The sequence below is a fragment of the Lysinibacillus sp. genome, from assembly GCF_032093475.1.
Taxonomy (GTDB): Bacteria; Bacillota; Bacilli; order Bacillales_A; family Planococcaceae; genus Lysinibacillus; species Lysinibacillus irui.
In genome coordinates this window covers 19,842-45,027 of the sequence record NZ_DAMDAY010000001.1, presented here as the reverse complement: position 1 = coordinate 45,027, position 25,186 = coordinate 19,842, and the positions used below count along the sequence as shown (strand labels likewise).

Genomic DNA, 25,186 nt, shown 5'->3' with positions numbered 1-25,186 from the left:
TCTACATCACCAATCCTTCATGATTACGCAAGCCGTTGTAGGATTTTACTGTATTTAATAAATTAGTATACATTTCTCTTGTATCTTGATGTTTTGCACGTTTCGCAAACATTTCAGCACTGCCAATAAGCAATAGTAACTCACGGGCACGAGATAGCGCGACATTTAAGCGACGATAATCTTTTGCAAAGCCGATGTCTCCCCCCTTAGGAGTATTTCGAACCATACTCACTAAAATAACATCCATTTCCATACCTTGGAACTTATCAACTGTTCCTGTTCTAAACTGCAAATGCGGTAGCTGTAATTCTTGCTGTAGGAGACGATTTATTCTCTTTACCTGCTCACCGTAAAAACTAATGACACCGACACTTTTCTTTGCGTCTTGCGGTATTCGTCCTGCTTCTTTTGCTACCTTAACTGCATCATTTAAGTCTAATAAAATATGACGGATTGTTTGTAACTCTCCTTCATTATAACGACTTGTTCCACCCTTCACTTGCTCCTCTAAATAGGGTTTTTCAGTAGGGATATCAATCCAAAGTAAATGATCATGTCGTTTTACAAATTGCCCCTCTAAGCCATGATCCCTTGCTGCATCTGAATCTGGTAAACCACATTGTAAACCATTTTCCTCCTTCGCATAAAATGGTGTGATGCTTTGCATAATTTTTTCATGCATACGATATTGGAGTGCTAGCATTTGTTTATGTGTTGGAGGCAGATTATTAAATAAACGTTCAAATAATGACTCTCGTAATAGATTTTTCAATTCTTGTGCGCCTTCAAAATTTGGATTTTCTTCTAGCATCGCCTTTAAAGTTTCCTCCAGCGTATCGTCTCCTAACAGTGGAGGTAGCTGATGATGATCACCTACTAAAATAACTTTTTTTCCCTTAAGCATTGGTAATAGTAGCTCTGGTGGTGTAGCCTTTGAAACTTCATCAATAATGACAACATCAAAAGTAGGATAATTCTCCATAAATTCTTTACTTGCGGACGCTACACATGTTGTTCCAATAACGTTCGCATGACGCACATACAATTTTCGAATTTCATCTAAATCATACTCTGTTGCGTTTTGAAGTTTTTCACGCCACTGTTCTTGTAGCTTTTTGCGAAGTGGTAGCTGTTTTTCCTGCCTGTGCAATGTTTCAATTGCTTGTTTGGAAGTTTGAATAGCTTCCATCACCTCTTCAGCCGTTCTCTCTGGCGTTGATTGCAAAAGTTTTGTATATGTTGCTAATTGCTTTTCTTTCTTCAATCCAGCTATATTAATGTCTTTTATCCGTTCTTCCATTTGTGCTAGCTGCTGCTCTATATCATGTAAGCTTGTTGTGACAGTCTTCAGTGAGGCTTGCTTTGGCACTAGTTGAACTTTTGCCTGTTCCACTGTCTCTAGCTGCTTACTTGCTTGCTGTAGAGCTTCTCGAGATTGTGCTGAAAGTATCTTTAAATATTCAACTGATTCTTCTGGCTCCTCAGCAATTTGAAAAGTATTTGCTAATTGTTGTAAACGCTCTGTATGCTGTAAAAATGGTTGCAGCTGTCGTTGGTAACTTTGCACATCAAAGCTAGTTATTGCACACTCCTGATGAATTAAAGTCATGAGATTTTTTCGGAAAGAATCGTATTCCTGATCCTTATGCTCTTGTTGTTGTTTTAGTGCTACTCCCTTTTGCCAAACGTAATCACGACGCATATATAGCCCAAGCAAATAACTTTCGATCATATCATTTGCTGGTGCTTGGCCATCCTGAAACGCAGTGTTTAACTGTGCGAATACACCTGTAAGGTTTTGCAAAGAAAACGATTGTACTGGTTGCAATCTACTTTTAGCAAATGCTCGTTCCTTGACTTCATGAGTAACTAAAGCCTCTAACTTCGCAATTGCCTTTTGTAGACGCGCATTGATTGTGGACCATGCCTCTAAATCTTTGGCATCTTCTAAATGTTGTAAGCGATTCATTTGATGTGACAGTACATGAGAAGGGCGAATTTGATAATGTTGTAAAAATCGCTCGATTAGCTCAAAGGATGTTAATGTATGGATATACTTTTGTGCTTCCTTCATGATAACTAGTCGATTACTTTCGATTTCATATTTATGTTGAATTTCTTGAAATTGCTGTGTTAGCTGCTGCTTTTGTTCTTGCAATTCCTTATATTGAGCTGCCGCTTCTAGTTGTTCCACTTTACGTGTAGTTTCTTGAATCGTACGTTGTAATTGCTCAACAGAAGGATAATCTGCAAGTGTCTGCTCAAGCTGCTGTACAATTGGTTCAATTTGTGCAAGCTGTTTCTCATAATGATCTTTTTGGGCTTCACTTGACTGTTGATCCGCCTTAGCAGCTTTTAATTCTTTTTTTAATGCTTGAATTTCCTGCTGTAAAATAGGTTCATCAATAGCCGCTTGCTCTTTTGCAGCTATTTCCTGTCTTAGTTGCTCTAGCCATTGCTCTAATTTTTCTAGTTCATTTTGTGCTTTTTCAACGTTTGCTTTTAACTCTTGCTCACGTTCTGGGAATACCAATATAGCCTCTTCAATTGCCGCCAATGTTTGTTCCCGCCACTGAAGAGCTACATTTTCCTCTATAAACTTTTTGCCTTCCTCCTCAATACTTTCCGTTCTACCATATCGTAAAATACGAATTTCTTGATTGGATAGCAACCGTCCTAATGCATTATCGACTGCTAAATTTGATTGCGACGCAACAAGTGTTTTTAAACCTGCCTTTACATTTTGCTGACAAATCTCTGAAATCACGGTTGTTTTCCCCGTACCTGGAGGACCTTGTATAACATATAAATCCTCAACAGATAATGCACCTAAAACAGCGCGTCGTTGATATTCATTTAAGTTATTATGAAACTCAATATCTTCTCGTAGCTTGGACGCTCGGACTGTTGGACGCCGTTCAAACAGGATTGTTTCTAGATTAGGGTTCACTGCCTCTCCCTTCTCTAGCTTTGTAAAGCCGTTGCGTAGTCTTCTAATTTGACTTAGTGTCGCAAAATTACTGAAACTTGCTTGTTTCGAGCGTAGATTAAGCTGATCTTTACGAGCTAAATCCTGAACGAAAGGTTTTAAATCAATTTCAACTGTTTGTTTTCCAGCGTTCGCTTTTAAAACTTGTCCAATTTCACCGCGAACCCCTTGAATGCTTACACTTAATCCTTCTAACTGCTTCCATTCTTTATTCTTTATGTAGGGACATACAATGGTTAACCGTGTAAAATCCTCATTAAAATAGCTTTGCTTAAATTCGCTATGAATATCGTCAATGGTCGCATCGCGTTCTTGGATTTTTAAATAGCCTTCCCAACTAGCTATACGTTTTTTTACATATTCTGTACGTTCTTCCGCTATTGGAAGCTGTCTTATTTTCGTATGAAGCTCTAGCGGAATACCTGCACCATTGTTAGGTTTTGTAACAAATTGCAAGGCAGCTGCTAATCGACGATTTGTATTGATTGGCCCACGCATATGGACAAAACGAATATTTGTCGCTAGCAATCCTTCCACCTTTAGCACACAATCCATAATAACGGTTTTCTCAGCAAGAAAATCGTGTAATTTTTCATTGTCTTGCGCATTAAAATAGATGGATAAAAATGTTTCACCAACTGTTTTAGCTTTCCGTTTTTCAATATAGACGGTAAAAGATCTTTGTAACGCAAAAAAGGCATGCTCGTTTGCTGAGCATTCCTCTACCGCTTCCTTCGCCTTATTGGTCAAAATAAGATTACAGCGTTGTTTTTCTAGTAAAGCGATGTCCTGCATGAGCAGCCCTCCCTCCTGTGTCACTAAAGTTTTATTTTATCACATCCCAAAAGAATACTTACAAAGAAAAATCCCCTGCACAGTGATTTCTTACCACCGTACAAGGGTTATTTTAATGTTGATCAATTGTTTCCTTCGGCAAATTCTTGCTCATTTCGCAATATTGAACAAATACACGTGCTAATTCACGTAACCGGCTGTGCACATCTTCATCTACAATTTTATTATCTGCATCAAAATGTGATGTGTGTGTGTATACATAGTTAGGCGTTACAAGAGCACGGAAGTAATCCAAAATCGGCTTTAATTGATTTTCGACTACAAGATGGTGCTGATATGTGCCTCCATTCGCAACAATGGATACTGGCTTATAACGCATTGTTTTAGGATGTAAGAAGTCGAAAGCATTTTTCAAAACACCTGGAATGGACGCTTGAAAAATAGGTGTTGCAATAATATAAGCGTCTGCTTCCTCAAATTGTTGAATCATTTTCTTCATATCATCGTTGAGTGGTGAACCATCCACAATTTGATGCTTATATTGACTAAAATGCATCATTTCTAACTCGAAACTAGCATCTAATTCTTTAATATATTGTTCCACTTGCTCTAAAATAGCACCTGTTTTACGACCAAACATTGTGCCATCAACGAGTAAAATTTTCATCTTTACTTTGCCTCCACATTCATCTTCTACAATAATATTGTAACAAATGAAAAGTGGCTCGGAAAGAACTGTAGTGTGGAAAGGAACAATTTCAGTCTTTAGGCGGAACGAAAACACTATTTACATTATTTTTTCTCTTGATCGCGATGCCGAAAATGGACTTCCTTATCAATAACTGTTTCCTCAAGCTTATATTTATCTCGATTAATAACTACATCACGATTTACTTTCTCGCCTTCATGTAGCTTATCCCAGTTAAATAATACCTCTCTTGAAATGGTATCTTCTGAAGCTTCGGGATACTCGCATGTTGCTAATTCATCTGACGAATAAATAGTGACTGACTGCTGCTTACCATATAAGGCAATGATGATCATAGCCTTAGCCACCTGTGAGGCATCAATTGCTCTAGAGCGTTTAAAAGGTCCTATTAGTAGAGGATGTGCAAACTTTAATAGTTTTTCTCCTACCTTTTCCCCTAATCGAAATTCATCCCGATCTCCTACTAACAGTGATGGTCGGATAATAGAAAGCCTCTGTAAACCCAACTCCACTAAATCATGCTCTAGTTTTCCTTTAACCCGATTATAGTAAAAAGGCGAATTTTCATTGGCTCCCATTGCTGTGATGACGATAAAATGAGGAATGCCACGTTTTTTTGCTAAGGAGGCAATTGCTAATGGATATTCAAAATCTACCTTTTCAAACATCTCACGAGAACCTGCTTTTTTTATAGTTGTTCCTAAGCAACAATACAATTCATGAGCAAATTCAATATCTTGTTCTTCTATCTGATCAAAATCACAAATTTTCACTTCTAGCTTTGGATGTGTAAAAGTTGGCTTTCTCCGTGCAATAACTGTTACTGAAACATATTCATTATTGTTACATAGTTGTTCAACAAGAGAGGAACCCGTTAAACCTGTTGCCCCTACAACAATCGCCGCACGCATGCTCATGCTTCTCCCCTCCTTCTCCATAATTTACATTAACGTATGTTTCTTTCCTTATCTTGGCCTTACTATATATATCGACCAATTTTATGATGATTAAAAAGTTAATTATGATGTCCTTCAAGATAGCAATTTAGAAGATTCTCTAAAGTCCATCGTGACCAAATCCTAAATTTTACACATACTTGTTCTTTCTTCGCCATAATTTAAAGAGACAGAGGAAAGGGTGGGATACATTTGCAAAAAGAAACGCAAGCAATTGAACCAAAAAAAACGATTGTTTTCATTATTGAAAGCTGTATTGATAAAGGGCTGTATCCTTTTGAACGGGTTTCAACATTAGCTAAGCTACTTACTAATGAGAAAGTTCTTATATTTGTAAAGACTCCTTCGAATGAAGGTATTCAAATTTTAATGAATGAAGGTCTTTCTCCTATTTTATTTGACCATTTTAACGAACTGCCTAAGCAAATCAAAGGAATTCAGCCTGATTTAATTGTCAGAGATGGGCGTAACTCTGAAAGCTGGCAAGTACAAGATTTACGACCTTTCTGTAAAACCATTATTCACTTCGATGACTTTGGTGAAGGTGGTCAAGCCTGTGATTGTGTATTACTAGCACTCTATCAAGAAGTTAAAGATTATTTACCGTCGCATTATATTGGCGGAAGTTTTGTTTTTGCACTACCAGAAGCTTATCAACAGTTTGACGACATCCCTGACAATAAAACACCTGAAAACCCTCCCCATATCGTTGTTGCTTTCGAAGATGGGGACGAGCATAATTTAACCTACCGAACACTTCGACACTTAACTCAACTACAAATTCCACTACAAATTACAGTTATGATTGACGATAGCTATCGCCATGCAACAGATGATTTGCAAATGATGGTTCTAAGTCGTCGCAATACCGCTATTCTTCGCGATAAAAACGCACTCCTTAAACTATTACCGAAAGCTGATGTCATTATTTGTAATGCTAACTATACACCTTATAAAATTGCTTCTTATGGTGTGCCCTGCATTACACTTGCACAAACTGAAGCTGAACTACTACATGCTTTCCCTCGGGAGCATAACGGCTTCATTCATCTTGGACTTGGTCGTAAAATGAAGCAATCACAAATCCAAAATGCTGTTATGGAGTTCCTTTTACATGAAGCTCGCAGTGAACGGGCTGTAAGAAAGCAGCGACAACTCAATCTTGCAGCAAACAACGAAACACTCCAAGCTTTACTTTTAGATTTTGCTTATGATCGTCATAATATCGCTTCTACTTAGTGCTACTTCGAAGATGATTATGATACAATATATAAGAATTTTTCACTCCAGCTCTTCTTGTGAAAGTTGGAACATAGGCAGATTCAAAAATTATCAGAACCCGATTGATTTAAATTATAAGCGGTGGGGGCTCAAAAAAACCTCCATCGCTTTTACACGCATTCGCTATACAAACATTCTCATAAAGGAGTCATAATCATGCCAACAAAAAGCGATATTGAATACCAAATTAAAGAGTTAAAAATGGACTATATGAATTTACAAGGTGATATCGAAAAATTAGAGTCTACTGGGCACAACGATCAGGTATCAAAAGCAGAGCAACGCCTTGCTAATATGGAAGCTAAGCTAGCAGAACTTAATAAACAATTAGCTGAACTATAAAATGTAAACACGAAGGATAGTTGGAGGAACTAATATGGCAATATAAACAGTTGAAAATTTAGGTCATTCTTTTGGTGATCGTACACTCTTTAAAGATGTTTCGTTTCGATTAGTAGAAGGTGATCACATTGGACTCGTAGGAGCTAACGGTGTAGGTAAATCTACATTAATGGGCATCATAACGGGGCAAACAATTCATGATACAGGAAAAGTTGAGTGGCTTCCTGGTACACATTATGGGTATCTAGACCAACATACTGTACTAACTGCTGGCAGAACAATGCGTGAGGTGCTACGCGATGCCTTTTTACCATTATACAAAAAAGAAGAAGAGCTAAATGACATTACAGGGAAAATGGCAGAAGCATCACCTGAAGAATTAGAGGTTCTGCTAGAGCAAATGGCGGAAGTTCAAGATGCACTCGATGCGGGCGATTTCTATTCTCTTGATATGAAAATTGAAGAGGTTGCACGCGGACTTGGTCTTGATGCCATTGGCTTAGAACGTGATGTAGCTGCCCTTTCTGGTGGACAACGTACAAAGGTTTTACTAGCAAAGCTGTTATTAGAAAAACCGAAAGTCCTATTACTAGATGAGCCTACGAACTATTTAGATGAGGAACATATTACTTGGCTAAAGAACTATTTAAAAAACTATCCATATGCATTCCTCCTAATTTCACATGATACAGAATTTATGAACGAGACAGTGGATGTTATTTTCCAACTTGAGTTTTCCAAATTAACGCGGTATACAGCAACCTATGAAAAATTCCTAGAGCTTGCTGAAATTAATAAACGCCAGCATATTGAAGCATATGAAAAGCAACAGGAATTCATCAAGAAACAAGAGGACTTTATCGCTAAAAATAAAGCGCGCTATTCTACTACTGGACGTGCAAAATCTCGTGCTAAGCAGCTCGATCGTTTAGAACGAATTGATCGACCAGAGACGGCTGTAAAACCTGAATTTGGTTTTAAAGAAGCACGTTCATCTGGCCGCTATGTTGTAGAGGCTGAAAATTTAGTCATAGGTTATGATAAGGACAAGCCATTGCTTCCTCCACTAACTTTTGCCATTGAACGTGGCGAAAAGATCGCGCTAGTAGGCATGAATGGTGTAGGTAAATCAACATTACTAAAAACGATGCTAGGGAAAATTAATCCCCTTGGCGGAAAAGTGGTTCGAGGTGATTACCTTTATCCATCTTACTTTGAGCAAGAGGTTAAAGCAGAGAAAATCACTCCAATTGATGATGTGTGGAATGCCTTTCCTTCTATGGAACAAGCGCAGGTTCGTGCCGCTTTAGCAAGAGCTGGTTTAAAAACGGACCATATTACACGCCCACTCAATTCATTATCTGGTGGTGAGCAAGCAAAAGTTCGTTTATGTAAATTAATGATGGAAGAAGCTAACTGGCTTCTTTTTGACGAACCGACAAACCATTTAGATGTAGATGCAAAAAATGAACTAAAACGTGCTATGAAAGAATTTAAAGGCACCATCGTACTAGTAAGCCATGAACCAGAATTCTATGACGGGCTAGTAACAAAGGTTTGGAATGTACAAGATTGGTTCACTTCTGGACAACAAAGCTAATATCAAGAGCAGTTCCCACATATTATAGGGGCTGCTCTTTTAATTTTTTTGAAATTACTATGTATAATTAGACATCTTTAAACATAATATAATCAGTGGACTAACAATTTACATTCATATTTTATAATCTCTCTCCTCTAGGACAAGCCCGTGGGTAACCCAAAACCCATTACACCAAGACACTATACTTACATCATTGTAAGCTGAATAAATGAAACCTTTTGCTGTATGCTTCGTATACTTAATATAACTAAAAAAATATTTTGCTATTGAGAAAATATTTCAATTAACTATTGATTTATATATAGCTTACTAGTAAGATATATATAGACCACTTAACTTACTAATAAGCTATTTGTAAAATATAATCTAAAAAAGAAAGCGAGGAATGAAGAATGACAGTTACAATTTACTCACAAGCGAGCTGTTCTTCATCCAGAAAAGCACTTAAATGGTTAAAAGATCACAACATTGAATATAAAGAAAAACGTATTACATCTCACCCTCTTACTCTTGCAGAATTTAAAGAAATTCTAAGTATGACGGAAGATGGCACAGATGAAATTATCGCAACTAACTCGAATGATTTTAAAAACTTAAATATCGATATTGAACAACTTTCTATTCAAGAGCTATTCGCTATTATCCAGGCACACCCAAGAATGTTGCGAAGCCCTATTTTAATAGATGAAAAACGTATTCAAGTTGGTTACAATGAGATGGACATCCGTCGTTTTATCCCACGTAAAGTGCGTGCATACGAATTAAATGCGATGACAAGATTGGCACAAGAAAGCTAAAACAGTTTTGGAGATGACCTTCTATGGATCAAGAAAAACAAAAAGCCATTACCTCATTGTTTGAAGTCGTTTCATCTATTGAGCGTAAGTGGGCAAACGAGTGGAATAATCATAATGTGCTCGGCTTTTCAAAATCCCATATTTTAATTTTAGACTACTTATCGCAGGAGGGCCCAAAACGCCCTTCTGCTATTGCTGAGCGGTTAAAAGTAACCACTGGTGGCGTCACAGTGTTAACAACAAAGCTTATTAATGGAGGCTTTATTGAAAAAACACAGCACGCTACAGACCGACGAGCTTCTCAACTTGTCATAACTGCTGAAGGAGAAAATATCCTAAAAGAATCTCGTCAACAAGTGAGCGAAATTATTAACAATATGTTTGGGATGCTAACAGCAGAAGAACTGCAAACATTACGAAATATTTTTTCTAAATGTCTATTGGATGTTGAGACGAATCGATCAGAATAAAGAACTCAAAACAATCTATAGCATTTTTGTAAAAGGTAAAAAAGGCTTACTCTTTCGCAAAAAAATGTTATTTTTTTAGCAAAGGTCTCGCATATAAAATGAAAGTGTTTACTCATTTTATTGTTATTGTGACTAATTATAGAGAGCCTTTCCTTTCTCTAAAAAAGTCATAATGAGCATAAAGCCTTTGTAGCTTAGTTGATTGGAGAGGAGACAATGTCACTTCTATGGGATATGCCTCACAGATGAGACCCTTGAGCGAACAAAGTGAAATGACTCATCGGACTCTCCCCTGAAATGGGGAGCTGGCGGAACGAAAATCAGCCCAGTCAAAAGGTCTTTTTTCTATTAGTTACCTCATTTCTTTCACAACATGAAAAGATGCATTCGCAAATATTTGCGAATGCATCTTTTTTTGATTAGCCGAACGAATACTTCTGTCTAAGTACTTGTGGTAGGCGACCAATCGGCTTTTATTACGCTGGTAGCACAGATTCCACAATAGCTGTATCCGACATGAGCATTTCTTTTAAACGAGCCTTTGCACGGAACAAACGAGACTTCACAGTTCCTATGGAAACTTTCATAATCGTAGAGATTTCTGCAAGTGAATATTGGTCTATGTAGAAATACCATAAAGTTTTTCGATAAATGGCATCTAATTGCTCCATTTTATCTTGGACTAGTTTTGTGACAATATCCTTTTCAATTTTTTCTTCTGTTGAAATATCATTATTGGGAACCAAATCTAAAATCGGTACGTCTAATGTTTCAGGTTGGTTCATCATATATTTACTACGACGCACTTTTTTACGATAGCGGTCTCTAAAAGTATTCATTGTAATAGTTGTCAGCCAAGCTTTAATATGCTCCACCTCAGCAACGCTGTCTTCATAGCGTACAACCTTAACCCAAACTTCTTGCATTAAATCCTCAGCTTCTACATTATTGCGAGTTAGTTTTAAACATAAGTGATATATATAACGATTGTACTCCTCGTATACGCCTTCTAATTTTTCATTCATTGTGTATGCCTCCGCTTCTTGTTCTTGCTTCTATACACATTCTCGCAAAATAATGTATTACACTCTATCGCATTGGCTTTCAATTTCATTACAATCGTGTAAGCTTAAACGCTTTTGCTTGTAATATTCGTAAAAATTGTTTTACTACTATATTTCTTTCCCTGCAGCGGATAACTAGATGACAATACTTCCCTATTTTCATAACTATATTTTAAATAATAATTATTTTCAGAAAGGTGTTGAGACATTTTAGGTAGACAACATACTAAAAATGCACTCCTAGCAGAAGTGCATGTGTTTGTTTAGCTTAACAGTCCTAGACGAAAAGCAGAGGCAACGACCTGTGTTCGATTTTTCGCTTTGAGTTTTGTCATTAGACTACTTACATAATCTCTGACTGTATGCTCACTTAAAAACAAGAAACCGCCAATTTTTTTATTGTCATAGCCTTCAGCAAGCAAGCCAAGTATCATTGACTCCCTTTCTGTTAAATGTAGCTCTGTATTTTTTTCTACCTTCTCACCCTTACGCGATAAAAATAACCCTAGACGATTTCCCACTTCTTCTAGAAGCAATAACTCTTCTTTTGTACAATCAAATTCTTCACCTAGCTGATCGAATGTCAGCCATCCAAATAACTGGTCTCGTCGCATAATAGGGATAAAAATAATGGAGGATAAATTAAATAACTGAATATGCTCCTCCTTCACGTAATTTTTAGGGTTTTTTAAATAAATGGGTTTTTTTGAACTAAGTATCGTGTTATCCCCAGTTAGCTGCCCTTTCATACTTTGCACCTTAGAAAGCTCTGCTCCAATAACTCCATAAAATTGATTGGACCATGGGACATAAGCGTAAAAAACGCATCTTTTATAACTAAAATACTCTTCGCATTTTTTTAAAATATAGGCTAAGTCCTGATAACCTGTGGAACTAATCAACAATTTATCAAGCCTATCCAGTAACTGTAAATACTTCAATTCCTGATTATCTGTAGATCGATAATTAGCATTGTGATCTCCCCCATAGTAAAGCTGTACTAGAAACGTAAATTTTGATAGCACATACATTAAGATGGCGTTCGTTCGGCTACTCTTTTGCTGAATCATAAAGGTAATCAATGCTTTCTCAAAAATTAATTGAAATAAATTAAAGCTCTTCTTATCAATAATAGACAGCTGTGATTGAAGCCACGTAGTAAAAAATGATTTATCATCTTCATTTAATTCATCAATGTTTGTATGTGTCGTTAAGCGTAAAAACGAATCCAGTAGCATAGCTACCCTTTTTTGATCAGATTCGGCTATAGAAGGTTCTAGATTAAGATAAATATTTGTATTCTCTTCAATTTGTTTATGATGAATTTTAATAAATAACACAAATTCCTGCAGTGTTACTTCTTCAACTGACTGAAACGGATGCGTCATAGGAAAATCTTCTCCTTCACACTAAAATACCCCTATAAATGGAGGATATTCACTCACTATATTATACAGCATCTTATAGGATAGTATTTCAAATTGAAAGGAGTAAGATGAAAGTATCGCTAAACAATGCGAATACTTTTGAATCCTTAGGTAACCATAAAACCGAAATAATGAAAGGTGCGTGCTAGCAATGAGACTGGAAAATCAAGTAGCCATTATTACAGGTGGAGGTACAGGAATCGGGAAAGAAACGGCACTATTATTTGCTAAAGAAGGAGCAAAAGTAGTCATTACTGATATAAATGAACAATCTGGTAACGACACAATCCGAGATATTCAAGCTATTGGCGGAGAAGCATTATTTGTTCGTCATGATGTTAGCAATGAAGATGACTGGAAAAAAGTCGCAGACGAAACAATAAAAACATTTAACAAAGTAGATATCCTATTCAACAATGCGGGTATTTATATTATTAAACCACTCGCTGAGATCGAACTATCTGATTGGAATGGTTTAATGTCCATTAATGTAACAGGTGTCTTCCTAGGTATGAAGCACATTATGCCACTTATGGCTAAACAAAATAAAGGTTCTGTTATAAATGCTTCTTCTATTGCTGGTCTAACAGGCGCTGCTGGACATGTATTATATGGAGCTAGTAAAGGCGCTGTTCGCATTATGACTAAAGATGCCGCAATGGAATATGCCCCATATGGTGTACGCGTCAACTCTATTCATCCTGGCTATATTGATACAGGTATGGCAGATTATGCATCAGCATCAATAGGAAGCTCTAAAGATGAGTTAGGGAAAAACTTGTTCCCATTAGGTCGTTTAGGCTCTGTCAAAGAAGTAGCGCAAACCGTTCTATTTTTAGCTTCTGATGAATCTTCATTCTCAACCGGTGCTGAATTCGTTATTGATGGTGGAGCAACTGCAAAATAACAATAAAGGTGGTCTTTAAAATGAAATTACAAGATAAAGTAGCGATCGTAACAGGCGGTGCTAGTGGTATCGGTGAGGCTACAGTACGCCTCTTTGTCCAAGAAGGTGCCCAAGTAGTCATTGCCGATTTTTCTGACCGTGGTCAAAGTATCTCAGAAGAATTAAATGGTGCAGGTTTTGATACATTATTCATAAAAACAGATGTAACAAACGAAGAAGACATTCAAAATATGATTAAGGAAACAGTTAATAAATACGGTAAACTTGATATTATGTATGCAAATGCTGGCGTAGCAGATGATGCACCGGCACATGAGCTATCGTTCGAAAAATGGAAAAGAACCATTGATATTAATTTATCAGGTGTATTTCTTTCTGATAAATATGCAATTGAACAATTCCTTGCCCAAGGAACTGGTGGCGTTATTGTCAATGCTGGTTCCATTCATAGTTTCGTTGCCTTACCAAATCCTACAGCCTATTCATCTGCAAAAGGCGGAGTAAAATTATTAACTCAAAATTTATGTACAGCTTACGCTAAACAAGGCATTCGTGTAAATGCAGTATGTCCTGGCTATATCGATACACCCTTACTTGCTGAAGTAGATGCTCAAAAGAAAGAATATTTAGCGTCCCTTCATCCTCAAGGTCGTCTTGGTAAACCAGAAGAAATTGCCAAAGCTGTACTTTTCTTAGCGAGCGACGACTCAAGCTTTGTCAATGGTACAACTCTACTTGTCGATGGTGGCTACACTGCTCATTAATAAACATAAAGGGTCTGAATTCGGTTTTTTCCGAATTTCAGGCGCTTTTTTTTAGGTTTGAAAACCAGCTAACATAAGTGACAAAAAAAGAAAAAATTAATTATAATAATCCAAAAGAAAAGTATTGAGGTGATACTTATGCAAAAGATTATTGTATCAACTGATGAAAATTTAAGAGAATTAACAAAACATCATACTTTTGTTATGCCCATTGCATGCTATAAATCAGTCATCTCAAACGATAACTCTAATCATATATATGGTTACGTTCCCCTTCATTGGCATGAAGAAATTCAATTTGTTTCCGTTTTACAGGGTGAAGGAATTTTTCAAGTAAATGAGGAATACATCGAACTTAAAGAAGGAGATGGTTTGTTTATAAATAGCGGTCGATTGCATATGTCAAAAAGTAATACAAGTTGCACTTTTATCTGCTTAAACGTCTCTCCTCACTATATTTTATCGCAAGAGCTCTATAATATTTATGTAAAACCGTATATAGAAGCAACTAATTTACCCTATATCCTAATAAATACGGATGAACTTTGGGGAAAGAATATCTTAAATGCTATTTATCAAATATATCAATATATTGATCAAAAACCACAAAAATATGAGGTTGATATATCAATTAAGTTAACGTTTATTTGGAGGAATTTAATCGCTAGTGGTTTTCAATTACAATTTATAGAATCAGAAGAATTGAAAAACAATAGAGTTAAAGGAATGCTAAGTTGGATTCATCAATATTATATGGAAAAGATAACGTTAGCAGATATAGCACGTGCAGGGCAGCTTAGTAAATCGGAATGCTGTAGATATTTTAAAATGAGCCCTTTGAATTATGTGATCGATTATCGCATTAAAAAAAGCTTATATTTATTACAGCGAAGTGATTTTTCTGTTACGGAAGTCGCTTATCAAGTAGGATTTAATAGTACGAGTTATTACATTAGCAAATTTAAAGAAATAATGCGTACGACTCCATTAGCCTATCAAAAAAAGATTTTAAATAACGGACCTTCAAATTAAAAGGTTTAAGTCCTATTAAACAACGGACTTAAACCTTTAATTTAGGAAAATATATTTTATCTGTAGTATGCGATCACCTCTATTTCTACTAATGCATTTTTTGGTAAACACCACTGCATAAACTGCATGAGCAGGTAAAATATCACCAGCAAAATATTTCATATAAATTTTATTTACTGTGGCAAAATCATTGATGTTATTTAATAATATGATTTTTTCACTACATTTGTAAAATTAAACCCTGCATCTGCTAGAATACTTTTTATGTTTTTAAAACCTTGATGAGCTTGCTCTTTTACTCCCCCTTCTGGAAACTCTCCTGTTTTAGGGTTTATAGTAAGCTGCCATGACACGAATAAAAAATCTCCAGCTTTAATTGCTTGTCAATAAGGACCAATTGCTGCTGATGCCTTATCTGTTGATACTTTTTCAATACTCATTATGCTATCTCCTATAGGATGGTTTATATTGAATATGCCCCATCCCATACAACCTTTTTATAATGTGTGGCGTCCGTATCACCTTCCGTGCTAAAGAATAGAATTTTTGAATCTGCAGTAAGGTTTAATTGTTCCTTTAATTCTGCGTACTGGCTTCGTCTTAAAATTTCGCTTACAGCCCCTACCCCAACTGCCCCAGATTCACCTGAAATAACTTGTACATCACCCTTAATCGGTGCTGCTAAAATTCTCATTCCTTGCGCAGCGATGTTGTCTGGGCAGGAAAGAAAGGCGTCAGCATAATCTTTTAAAATTTCCCAACCTAATGTACTTGGTTCACCGCAAGCCAACCCTGCCATAATGGTATCCATATCACCTTTTACATAGTGTAGTTCACCATCATTTGCTTCGGCCGTTTTAAATATACAATTTGCCTTGTCTGGTTCTACAACAACGGTAATTGGGCGCTCTTCACCATAAATGTTTGCGAAGAAACCTTGAACTGTTGCTGCTAGTGAGCCAACACCAGCTTGAATAAAGATATGTGTAGGCTTTTCACCTATCTCCTTAAGCTGCTCATATGTTTCTACCACCATTGTGATATAGCCTTGCATAATTCTCTTTGGTATTTCCTCGTAGTTTTCCCATGCTGTGTCCTGGACCAATACCCAATTATTTTTCTCAGCATGTTCAGCAGCTAAACGAACCGTATCATCATAATTAACAGAAGTAATAGATGCATTAGCTCCTAAGTTTTTAATATGTTGTAATCTTTCCTCAGAAGATCCTTTAGGCATATATACAACAGATTTTTGTTCCAATTTTTTTGCTGTCCATGCGACACCTCTGCCGTGATTTCCATCAGTTGCAGTAATAAAAGTCATTTCGCCTAATTTTTCTTTCACTTCAGGTGAAACAAGCTTGTCGTAAGTTACATTGGCAGGATCAATATTTAATTGACTTGCTAAGTGTTGTCCAATCGCATAGGAACCACCTAAAGCTTTAAATGCGTTCAATCCAAAGCGATATGATTCATCTTTGACAAATACTTTGCTAACATTTAATTCCTGAGCCAACTTATTTAAAACAGCTAAAGGTGTTGGTTCATACTGTGGGAAACTTTTGTGAAATGTATGCACTTTTTGAGCTTCCTCTACGCCTAAAAAATCAATGTTAATACTAGGTTTTTTCTTTCTATTAAGCTTTACTAACTTCATATTTAATCATCTCCAATTCTCTGTAAGCAATCTATTATTTTGCTAGACATAGTTTAATAATTTCGGCAAAGAATTCAGCACCTGTTTCTAAGATTGCGTCATTGTAATCGTAATGGGAGTTATGCAGTGGAATGACTTCTTCATCTTCATCTTTACTTCCAAGGAATACAAAGCAGCCGGGAATTTCCTCTATAAATTTACCAAAATCCTCCGAGGCCATGATTGGTACACAATCACTGTTTGTATTTTCTACACGAACAACATTGTTAGCTGCTATGATAGCCGTTTCATTGCATTCATCCCAGTTAATTGTCGGCGAAAATTCATGAGTATACTCAAATTCGCACTCTGCACCGTGCATGGCACATATACTTTCACAAATACTTCTCATTCTTTCTTCTAAAAGTTTTTGAACTTCTGGAGTAAAGCTCCTCGTATCTCCTTTAATTTCTACATTAGAGGGAATTGCATTTCGAATTCCATCTGAATGAATTTCTGTACATGATACAACTGCTGTTTGAAGCGGATCTAGATTTCTCGCCACTACTGTTTGGTGCAAGAATAATTTCTGCTGCTATTACTAAAGGATCAATACCCATATGTGGACTTGATGAATGTGAGCCTTTTCCTTTAATTCGAATAACAAAGTTATCTTCGCTAGCCATAATCGGACCTGACTTAGTATGAATCGTTCCAACTGGTAATCCCGGCATATTATGCAGGCCGTAAATTGCGTCAACTGGGAAGCGTTCAAATAATTTATCGTCCATCATCGCTTGAGCACCTTTTCCAATTTCCTCAGCAGGTTTAAAGATGAATCGAACAGTACCATTAAAGTTTTTTCGAGTAGAAAGTAATTTAGCGGCTCCTAATAAAGTAGTCATGTGACCATCATGTCCACATGCATGCATTTTTCCTTGATGTTCTGAGCGATAAGGAAGTTTCTTCACTTCCATTAGATTTAATGCATCCATATCAGCTCGTAATCCAATAATCCCGTTCCCTTCTCCAACAGTAAGGCTTGCTACAACACCTGTACGCCCGATATTTTCATGTACCTCTAAACCCATCTTTTTGAGTTCTTGTGCTATATAAGCCGATGTTTTTACTTCCTCGAAAGCAGTCTCAGGAATTCTGTGTAATTGTTGTCGCCATTCTTGTAGTTGTTTTTTAAATTCTGCGTTACTCATCATATACCCCCTGATTTTTATCGAATAATTCCGATTATCACAACAAGGAATTCCATGCTGCCATCCCCCTACTTTGTGATTTATATAAATGAAACTTTTAGTATACTCTCCTCCCTCTACAGGCATTTTAATCTTTAGTTAATTCTAAAATATATAAGGTTATTATTTAATTTTATAAATATATTGAGGTATGTTCATTTTAGCGGGGATAAACAAACGACAGCAAAAGGAGAATCCCTTTTAATTACAAGTTTTTCAGAGGTAAATAAAAAAGTAATCTACAAATAAATATAAATATTGTATATAGACTTATTACACTTCTTCTCAAATAATACTTGTTAAAAGAATTTGAATAACTATCTCATAAATGGATGAAATGCTATATACTTTTATTACATCAGTATTTTTATATTATGAAAGTGAAGGGTGTGATTTATTTATGAATTTAAATGATTGGCTAAATGAAAAAGTTCCAGAAATCACAAGTTCATTAAACGATATTAACCGGCAATATGTTGATATCGAAAATTCAATAGGCTTTGTTGGGCGCAATCAAATTTATAAAATTTTAGATAATTTTCACGAAGTGCTGTTCCCAGGTATTCATACGGCTCCACCGATCGATAATACTCGAATTAATATTGTAAGTAGTAATAAACTGCGTGAAACGGCATTAGATTTACGTGATATCATTGAAAAAGTATTAATTTACAATATGGAATATAATAGCGATACAGACAACTGCACGTGTCAAGAGGATGCGGACCGTATTGTAATGAAGTTAATCTCCCAATTCCCGAATATCCGTAAAATTTTGCAAACAGATATTCAGGCAGCATACAACGGTGACCCGGCTGCTCTTTCTACAGAGGAGATTTTATTAAGCTATCCATCAATCGTAGCTGTATATATTCACCGTATTGCACACGAGCTATATGAACAGGGAGTACCGATTGTGCCACGTATTATGTCAGAGTATGCACACAGTTTAACAGGAATCGATATTCATCCAGGGGCAACAATTGGAGAATCCTTCTTTATCGACCATGGCACAGGGGTCGTTATCGGTGAAACATGTAACATAGGCAATAACGTCAAAATCTATCAAAGTGTTACATTAGGGGCATTAAGCTTCCCTCTTGATGAAAATGGTAATCCAATTAAAGGAATTAAACGACATCCTAATATCGAGGATAATGTCGTTATTTATGCAGGTGCAACAATTTTAGGTGGCGAGACGACGATCGGCCATGATTCAGTGCTAGGCAGTAATATTTGGCTAATGAATTCAATCCCACCCTATTCACGTGTCTACAACTCACCACCATCACCAAACATTAGTAGCAGTAAAACAAAAAAGAGTTAATATAAACTCATCTTCCCTACAAATTTCATAGATGAGCTAACAAATAAAAGATCTCCACCAAACCGAATTAACCCCCGGTGGCGAAGATCCTCCCAAAGACACTGTTGAGCCAACAGTGTCTTTTATATATGAAACAGGCATCTATGCTGAAAGAAAAAATTACTCCCTCTGAATCATAAAATCAGAATCGCAGCTTTCAATACTTTCGAGTTTTGATATGCTATACTATTTCTATTATCGAAATATTAGAAAGAGGGATGCTAGATGACTAATTTACAGCAATTAGATGCTTATTTTGTAGAACATCGTGAAGCACATTTAAATGAATTGAAGGAATTTTTACGAATTCCAAGTATTAGCTCTTTATCTGAACATAAGGAAGATATCCAACATGCCGCACAATGGTTAGCTAGTGCGTTTGAGAAACTAAATCTTGAAAATATCTCTATTACCCAAACAGCTGGGCACCCTGTTGTCTATGCAGATTGGCTACACGCTGAAGGAAAACCAACGATTTTATTTTACGGTCACTATGATGTGCAACCGGTTGATCCATTAAATTTATGGGATAGTGAGCCGTTTAATCCTACAATTCGCGACAATAAATTATTTGCTCGTGGTGCTAGTGATGATAAAGGGCAAGTGTTTATGCACTTAAAAATGATTGAGGCACTATTTGCGACAACGGGGACTTTACCAGTTAACGTTAAATTCATTTATGAAGGCGAAGAAGAAATCGGCAGCCCACACCTACCAGCCTATGTAGAGCAAAATAAGGAAAAATTAGAAGCAGATTTAATTTTAATTTCTGATACAGGTCTCTATGGTCCTGGTAAGCCTGCGGTTTGCTATGGCTTACGTGGTTTAACAGGCATTCAAATTGATGTTCGTGGGGCTAAGGGAGATTTACACTCTGGACTTTACGGTGGTGGCGTACAAAATGCCATTCATGCATTAGCTGAAATTTTAGCATCCTTCCGTGATGAACATGGAACAATTCAAGTTGATGGCTTCTACGATAAAGTATTGCCTTTAACAGAGGAAGAACGTGAAGCTTACCTTGCACTTGGCTTTGATGAAGAATCAGTTAAACAGGAAGTTGGCGTAAAAGAATTATTCGGTGAACAAGGGTTTTCATACTTAGAACGAACTTGGGCACGTCCAACACTTGAGGTGAATGGTGTATTTGGTGGTTTCTCTGGTGAAGGCATCAAAACAGTTTTACCTGCTGAAGCTGGCGCTAAAATCACATGTCGTCTTGTTCCAAACCAAGAGCCTGATGAAATTGTCGCCCTTTTAAAAGCGCATGTTGAAAAGCATAAGCCTGCTGGTGTGGAAATTAACATTTCTGAATTCGATAAAGGTCGTCCATTCTTAACTCCATTCGACCATCCATTTATCCAAGCAGCAGGACGTTCTTATGAAAAAGTGTATAATGTACCAACTGCTTACACACGTGGTGGTGGCTCTATTCCTATCGTCGCTGCATTTGATGAAATTTTAGCATTACCTGTGGTGTTAATGGGCTTTGGTCTATCAAGTGAAAACTTCCACGCACCAAACGAGCACTTCCATCTAGAAAACTTCGATAAAGGCTTACGTGTTTTAAGTGACTATTTATTCGAGGTTGCTGAATTACAAAAATAATAGTTTCTAACAAATAAAAATCCCATCGCTTTTTAGCGAAGGGATTTTTTGTTACTCACCAAACACAGTGACAATTTCAGCAGCCTGTTTGCGTTCTCTACCTTTTGGCACTTCATCAAAATAGCCAACTTGTAGCATGGCAATGACACGCTCTCCTGGTTGAACTTTCAGGGCCTCACGGAATTTTGGATTGTCTAAGAAGGCTGGTGTTTTCCAGCAAGAGCCGATTCCTCTATCCCACGCCAATAATTGTATATTCTGAATGAAGGTACTTGCAGCAGCGTAATCTTCTAGACGCTCTTTTTGACGAGCATCCTCTGGCACGATAACAAAGGCATAACCACCTGGTAATGTAAACTTCATCATTTGCTTTGCTAAATCTTCACTTGAAAGCTCCTGCCATTTTGGAATAGTCAGGTCACGTAATAAATGATGCAGATCTACAATTTCCTTTCCACAAGCTACTACTAAGCGCCAAGGCTCTCGGTTACCGTGATTCGGGGCCCATACTGCATCATCAATAATAGCCATTAAATCTTCACGCTCTACAGGCTGACCATTAAATTTTTTAATGGATCGTCGTTGCATAATTGCATCTCTAACAGATAAAATTTGTTCGCTCATATATCTATTCTCCTTCTACCACAAGACAACATATTTAAATTATTTCTTCTATCTTTCACATTATCATAAAATGATATGCTTTAACACTACCTCTTCCTATGCAAAGCTGTCGTCTATATGATAGAAAAAGTAAGTCATGCTCGGTGTATAGGCTGTAGAGTCCTCGTAAAAATACGGTCGATTAATACTATCCGAGGTATGCGCATTCACATAAGGTATGCCATTTTGAATGCTTGTGACAATCACAGAGTGGTCGATCCTTCCATTTCCTTGAAAATCATAAAAGATAACATCTCCCAGCTCTAATTCCTCAGCATATTGCACACGCGTGCCTTTTAATCCAGTTGTAGATCCCTCTAAATACCATCTTAATGAGTGGGCTACGGACCAGCTAAAGCTCCAATTCCCTTGTTGCATCCACCACCCTTTATCTCTGCTAGGTGCTCCTCGCATTGGTGCGCCGCCTGCTAGTAAGCACTGAGATATATAATTTGTGCAATCAACATCAAAATTAGGAAACGCAGGATTACGTCTATTCCACCATAAATTGGCATACTGAACAGCAGCCTGTCTGTTATACATTTTCGCCATACATCCCCTCCTCATGCCATCATATGTCTACTTATATATTTCTATTAGTTAGGTCCTTCCTCTTATTCTTACCTGAAAACAGCTATAATCAGCATGTTCTTTTCCATTTTCAAGAACATTTTTGCTACAATAAGGTTTAAAGAAATGTAGATTTTATTTAATGACCAGAAGGGATGTTCAATGTGAAGCAGCATGCTGAGAAAGAAATTTTGCAGCCAACTCTTTTATGCGATAAAAAGGGTAATTTAAATCCAGCAGCCATCGGATTTGCACGTAAACCACTCATTAATAGTAATTTAAGCGGTCATATCATGCGTAAAAAGAAATGGAACTATTGGTGTGTCTATGGTGATGAAATCCTTTTCTCTGCTACAATTAGTCATCTAGATTATGCAGCAGTCTGCTTCGTTTATTTTCTTGAATATGAAACACAGCGCTATTTCGAAAAAACGATTACAATTCCCCTCGGTGGTAAATTAAAAATGCCTTCACAGGTTTTAGAATCCGTTTCCTTTAAAAATAGCGAAATGATGATTGATCAATTATTTATTCAAAATGAAACCCATTTATCGGTTTCCATACCAAACTTTGATGGAGACGTTTTACGTGCAAAGCTTATTATTCAACATCCTCCTACAGACGAAACTTTAAATGTTGTCATCCCTTGGAATCGTAAAACATTTCAGTTTACAGGCAAGCATCATATACTACCAACTTCAGGTTTTGTCACAATTGGTACTCGACGTTTTAATTTCTCAGCTGAAGAAAATTTTGCAGTGTTAGATTATGGACGAGGTATTTGGCCCCGTGAGGCATTGTGGAATTGGGGAATGGCTTCCCAGCGGGTTCGTGGACGACGCATTGGACTTAATTTAGGAGGTAAATGGACAGACGGCACTGGCATGACTGAAAATGCAATTTTTGTGGATGGTAAAATGACAAAAATACATGAGGATTTATTGTTTCAATATGATTCCGAGGATTATATGCAGCGCTGGAAAGTAAAAACAAAATTCTCTAATCAAGTCTCACTAACATTCTCTCCATTTTTTGAACGTGTTGCTCAAACAAATGCGAAATTGGTTAAATCAGAGGTACATCAACTATTTGGTTATTATGATGGCTCCATTCTACTCGATAATGGTGAAACACTGGTTATTCAACAGATGCTTGGAGGCATTGAGGAACATCGCGCTAAATGGTAGTACACATCTTATAGAAGACGCCGCTTCCCGTGGGTATTACTATAATAACTTGTTATTCCACGGAAGCTTGATGTCTCCTAGCACCCCCATTGCTCTAGCTAAGGGCAAGAAGTATTTTCTCAGGATCATCTGTAAATATCGCGTGTATACCAAGCTGTTGCAAAGATCGGGCATGGCGCTCATCATTAACTGTATAAACACGAACGATTGCCCCTTCAGCTAATGCTAATTTAACTGATTTGCGAAAGGCTGTCGGTAGACTAACATGTAGTGCTTTAGCTGGGATGAGAGCAATATAAGTCGTAAAATCCACTAAAACCTCTGCGAACAATGCTGCAATTTCAATATATGGCGCAATTTGTGAAACGGTTTGTAAGGATTCATGGTTGAAAGATGAAATAATGACTCGCTCTGTCATTTGCTGTGCTGCAACCTCTTTGAGAACAAGTGCTTCAATTCCTTCGTATGAAATAATATCTGTCTTCAGCTCGATATTAATTCGATGATTTGTACCTGCAAACAGCTCCAATACTTCTCCTAGCGTAGGGATCGTTTCTCCGCTGAATTTCGGCGACATCCACGAACCAAAGTCAAATGTACGTAACTGTTGTAATGTAAAATCTTTCACATAGCCTGAACCATTAGAGGTACGATCAATTGTTTCATCATGTATGACTACCACCTCTTTATCTGCTGTTAAATGAACATCTAGCTCAATTCCCGCAATAGGAAGCCTAGCTGCCGCTTGAAATGCCGCAATTGTATTTTCTGGGTAGCGTGCCGAGACACCTCTATGTGCAAAAATATCCAAAATCATTAACCTCCTCTATTTCCTTTAAAGAAACTTAAAAAATAAAGCTTTCCAAACCTCAATGTAATAGTAGCATAATTAACTTTTCTGCTTTCACTTGATGGTAAATATTATATATAGTAGTATGATAATCTACTTTGAAATTGTAAGTACCTAGGAGGTGCTAAAAATGACTGTACAACATCCAGATTTTCAGGCTGAAGTAGAGCGGTTGGCATATACCCAAAGATATATGCAGCAAATACTCAATGAATCACAAAGAGATTTACAATCGGCCCAGGAAAATATTCGTAAATCTATGGCTGACCTTGATTACTTAGATTCAAGTTTAAGTTATTTAAATATCTTAACAAATGCCAGATTCTTTGAAATGGCTCGTAACCAAAAGGAAGGCCTAGAAGCTGTTCGTAAGAAGCCATACTTTGCTAGAATTCATTTCCAAAAGACAGGCGATCCAGAGGAATTTCTCTACATCGGGAAAACCTCACTCTTTCATCGCGAAACCCATGAGCCCATTATTGTTGACTGGCGCTCACCTGTAGCCAATGTCTATTATGATGGACGTCTTGGCGATATGGAATATGATGTCCGCGGAGAAGTTCATAAAGGACATCTCTATGCTAAAAGACAATACAAGATTGAGAATGGCGAATTACTCGATATACGTGATATTGACTTAACAACAAACGATGAACTACTGCAAGAAGCGTTAGCTGGGAAAGCAGATGTTCGACTAACCGAAATTGTCTCGACAATTCAAAAGGAGCAAAATGACATTATCCGAGCACACCTTCGTCAACCAATTATTGTGCAAGGTGCAGCAGGTAGTGGAAAAACAACAATCGCTCTACACCGTATATCTTACTTCCTCTACACAATGGGTGAGAACTTTAATCCAGAGCAGCTCATGATTTTAGCACCAAATAAGTTATTTATTGATTATATCGGAGATGTTTTAC

General features: G+C 37.0%; 23 protein-coding genes and 1 pseudogene. 12 read left to right on the top strand and 12 right to left on the bottom strand.

Going from position 1 to position 25,186, the window contains the following annotated elements:
- Position 1: 1 nt before the first annotated feature.
- From RT445_RS00190 to RT445_RS00180, 3 genes are all read right to left on the bottom strand, one after another.
- Entirely contained in the window at positions 2–3,784 is a 3,783-nt protein-coding gene (locus RT445_RS00190; RefSeq protein WP_312505064.1) for a DEAD/DEAH box helicase, read from the bottom strand.
- Positions 3,785–3,896: 112 nt separating this feature from the next.
- Complete coding sequence (locus RT445_RS00185) at positions 3,897–4,451, bottom strand: NADPH-dependent FMN reductase (RefSeq protein ID WP_274795446.1); 555 nt, start codon at positions 4,449–4,451, stop codon at positions 3,897–3,899.
- Between the two features lie 125 nt (positions 4,452–4,576).
- Positions 4,577–5,410, bottom strand: coding sequence for an oxidoreductase (locus tag RT445_RS00180; RefSeq protein WP_274795445.1), 834 nt, complete (start codon positions 5,408–5,410; stop codon positions 4,577–4,579).
- Positions 5,411–5,641: 231 nt separating this feature from the next.
- On the opposite strand from RT445_RS00180, the gene RT445_RS00175 reads away from it, so the two are divergent.
- The 5 genes and pseudogenes from RT445_RS00175 to RT445_RS00155 all read left to right on the top strand — a co-directional run bounded on the left by RT445_RS00175 (position 5,642) and on the right by RT445_RS00155 (position 9,942).
- Positions 5,642–6,688: a PseG/SpsG family protein gene (locus RT445_RS00175; RefSeq protein WP_274795444.1), complete on the top strand. Its 1,047-nt coding sequence runs from the start codon at positions 5,642–5,644 to the stop codon at positions 6,686–6,688.
- Positions 6,689–6,886: 198 nt separating this feature from the next.
- The gene (locus tag RT445_RS00170; protein ID WP_274795443.1) at positions 6,887–7,072 is read left to right on the top strand and encodes an SE1832 family protein; all 186 of its coding nucleotides are present in this window, start codon (positions 6,887–6,889) and stop codon (positions 7,070–7,072) included.
- A gap of 46 nt (positions 7,073–7,118) precedes the next feature.
- Positions 7,119–8,672, top strand: a pseudogene (locus RT445_RS00165) (ABC-F family ATP-binding cassette domain-containing protein); the annotation flags it as partial.
- Between the two features lie 395 nt (positions 8,673–9,067).
- On the top strand, positions 9,068–9,472 hold the full coding sequence (spx, locus tag RT445_RS00160; protein ID WP_274795441.1) for a transcriptional regulator Spx: 405 nt from the start codon (positions 9,068–9,070) through the stop codon (positions 9,470–9,472).
- Positions 9,473–9,495: 23 nt separating this feature from the next.
- Positions 9,496–9,942 carry a MarR family winged helix-turn-helix transcriptional regulator gene (locus tag RT445_RS00155; protein ID WP_274795440.1) on the top strand — a complete coding sequence of 149 codons (447 nt, stop codon included), beginning with the start codon at positions 9,496–9,498 and terminating at the stop codon, positions 9,940–9,942.
- A 476-nt stretch (positions 9,943–10,418) separates the two neighbouring features.
- Here RT445_RS00155 and RT445_RS00150 read toward each other — a convergent pair whose 3' ends face one another.
- Positions 10,419–10,967 (bottom strand): RNA polymerase sigma factor, encoded by a 549-nt coding sequence (locus RT445_RS00150; RefSeq protein WP_155592487.1) that lies wholly within the window; start codon positions 10,965–10,967, stop codon positions 10,419–10,421.
- Positions 10,968–11,269: 302 nt separating this feature from the next.
- Positions 11,270–12,394, bottom strand: coding sequence for a helix-turn-helix domain-containing protein (locus RT445_RS00145; RefSeq protein ID WP_312505071.1), 1,125 nt, complete (start codon positions 12,392–12,394; stop codon positions 11,270–11,272).
- Positions 12,395–12,584: 190 nt separating this feature from the next.
- Between RT445_RS00145 and RT445_RS00140 the strand changes: the two genes are divergently transcribed.
- From RT445_RS00140 to RT445_RS00130, 3 genes are all read left to right on the top strand, one after another.
- Positions 12,585–13,340: an SDR family NAD(P)-dependent oxidoreductase gene (locus tag RT445_RS00140; RefSeq protein ID WP_313469219.1), complete on the top strand. Its 756-nt coding sequence runs from the start codon at positions 12,585–12,587 to the stop codon at positions 13,338–13,340.
- A 20-nt stretch (positions 13,341–13,360) separates the two neighbouring features.
- The gene (locus tag RT445_RS00135; protein WP_274795437.1) at positions 13,361–14,104 is read left to right on the top strand and encodes an SDR family NAD(P)-dependent oxidoreductase; all 744 of its coding nucleotides are present in this window, start codon (positions 13,361–13,363) and stop codon (positions 14,102–14,104) included.
- Between the two features lie 138 nt (positions 14,105–14,242).
- Positions 14,243–15,136 carry an AraC family transcriptional regulator gene (locus tag RT445_RS00130; RefSeq protein ID WP_312505076.1) on the top strand — a complete coding sequence of 298 codons (894 nt, stop codon included), beginning with the start codon at positions 14,243–14,245 and terminating at the stop codon, positions 15,134–15,136.
- Positions 15,137–15,336: 200 nt separating this feature from the next.
- Here the strand turns inward: RT445_RS00130 and RT445_RS00125 are convergent, their stop codons facing one another.
- The 4 genes from RT445_RS00125 to RT445_RS00110 all read right to left on the bottom strand — a co-directional run bounded on the left by RT445_RS00125 (position 15,337) and on the right by RT445_RS00110 (position 17,983).
- Positions 15,337–15,513: a Rid family hydrolase gene (locus RT445_RS00125; RefSeq protein WP_274797258.1), complete on the bottom strand. Its 177-nt coding sequence runs from the start codon at positions 15,511–15,513 to the stop codon at positions 15,337–15,339.
- An 86-nt stretch (positions 15,514–15,599) separates the two neighbouring features.
- Entirely contained in the window at positions 15,600–16,793 is a 1,194-nt protein-coding gene (dpaL, locus tag RT445_RS00120) for a diaminopropionate ammonia-lyase (RefSeq protein ID WP_274795435.1), read from the bottom strand.
- A gap of 34 nt (positions 16,794–16,827) precedes the next feature.
- A complete protein-coding gene (locus tag RT445_RS00115) occupies positions 16,828–17,184 on the bottom strand; it encodes a M20/M25/M40 family metallo-hydrolase (RefSeq protein WP_312505079.1) in 357 nt (118 codons plus the stop codon).
- Positions 17,185–17,248: 64 nt separating this feature from the next.
- Complete coding sequence (locus RT445_RS00110; protein ID WP_312505081.1) at positions 17,249–17,983, bottom strand: amidohydrolase; 735 nt, start codon at positions 17,981–17,983, stop codon at positions 17,249–17,251.
- Between the two features lie 439 nt (positions 17,984–18,422).
- Here RT445_RS00110 and epsC point away from each other — a divergent pair, with 439 nt between their 5' ends.
- Positions 18,423–19,349: a serine O-acetyltransferase EpsC gene (gene epsC, locus RT445_RS00105; protein ID WP_274795433.1), complete on the top strand. Its 927-nt coding sequence runs from the start codon at positions 18,423–18,425 to the stop codon at positions 19,347–19,349.
- 264 nt (positions 19,350–19,613) lie between these two features.
- Positions 19,614–20,996: a dipeptidase gene (locus RT445_RS00100; RefSeq protein ID WP_274795432.1), complete on the top strand. Its 1,383-nt coding sequence runs from the start codon at positions 19,614–19,616 to the stop codon at positions 20,994–20,996.
- A 51-nt stretch (positions 20,997–21,047) separates the two neighbouring features.
- Here the strand turns inward: RT445_RS00100 and RT445_RS00095 are convergent, their stop codons facing one another.
- Together RT445_RS00095 and RT445_RS00090 are read right to left on the bottom strand one after the other, a co-directional pair.
- Entirely contained in the window at positions 21,048–21,620 is a 573-nt protein-coding gene (locus RT445_RS00095; protein ID WP_274795431.1) for a nitroreductase family protein, read from the bottom strand.
- Positions 21,621–21,716: 96 nt separating this feature from the next.
- A complete protein-coding gene (locus RT445_RS00090) occupies positions 21,717–22,211 on the bottom strand; it encodes an amidase domain-containing protein (protein ID WP_274795430.1) in 495 nt (164 codons plus the stop codon).
- A 182-nt stretch (positions 22,212–22,393) separates the two neighbouring features.
- Between RT445_RS00090 and RT445_RS00085 the strand changes: the two genes are divergently transcribed.
- Entirely contained in the window at positions 22,394–23,416 is a 1,023-nt protein-coding gene (locus RT445_RS00085; RefSeq protein WP_274795429.1) for a DUF2804 domain-containing protein, read from the top strand.
- A 94-nt stretch (positions 23,417–23,510) separates the two neighbouring features.
- On the opposite strand, the gene RT445_RS00080 is transcribed toward RT445_RS00085, so the two are convergent.
- Positions 23,511–24,227: a glycerophosphodiester phosphodiesterase gene (locus RT445_RS00080; protein ID WP_274795428.1), complete on the bottom strand. Its 717-nt coding sequence runs from the start codon at positions 24,225–24,227 to the stop codon at positions 23,511–23,513.
- 169 nt (positions 24,228–24,396) lie between these two features.
- Between RT445_RS00080 and RT445_RS00075 the strand changes: the two genes are divergently transcribed.
- Positions 24,397–25,186: UvrD-helicase domain-containing protein (locus RT445_RS00075; protein WP_313469214.1), on the top strand; the 790-nt coding region annotated here is incomplete at its 3' end.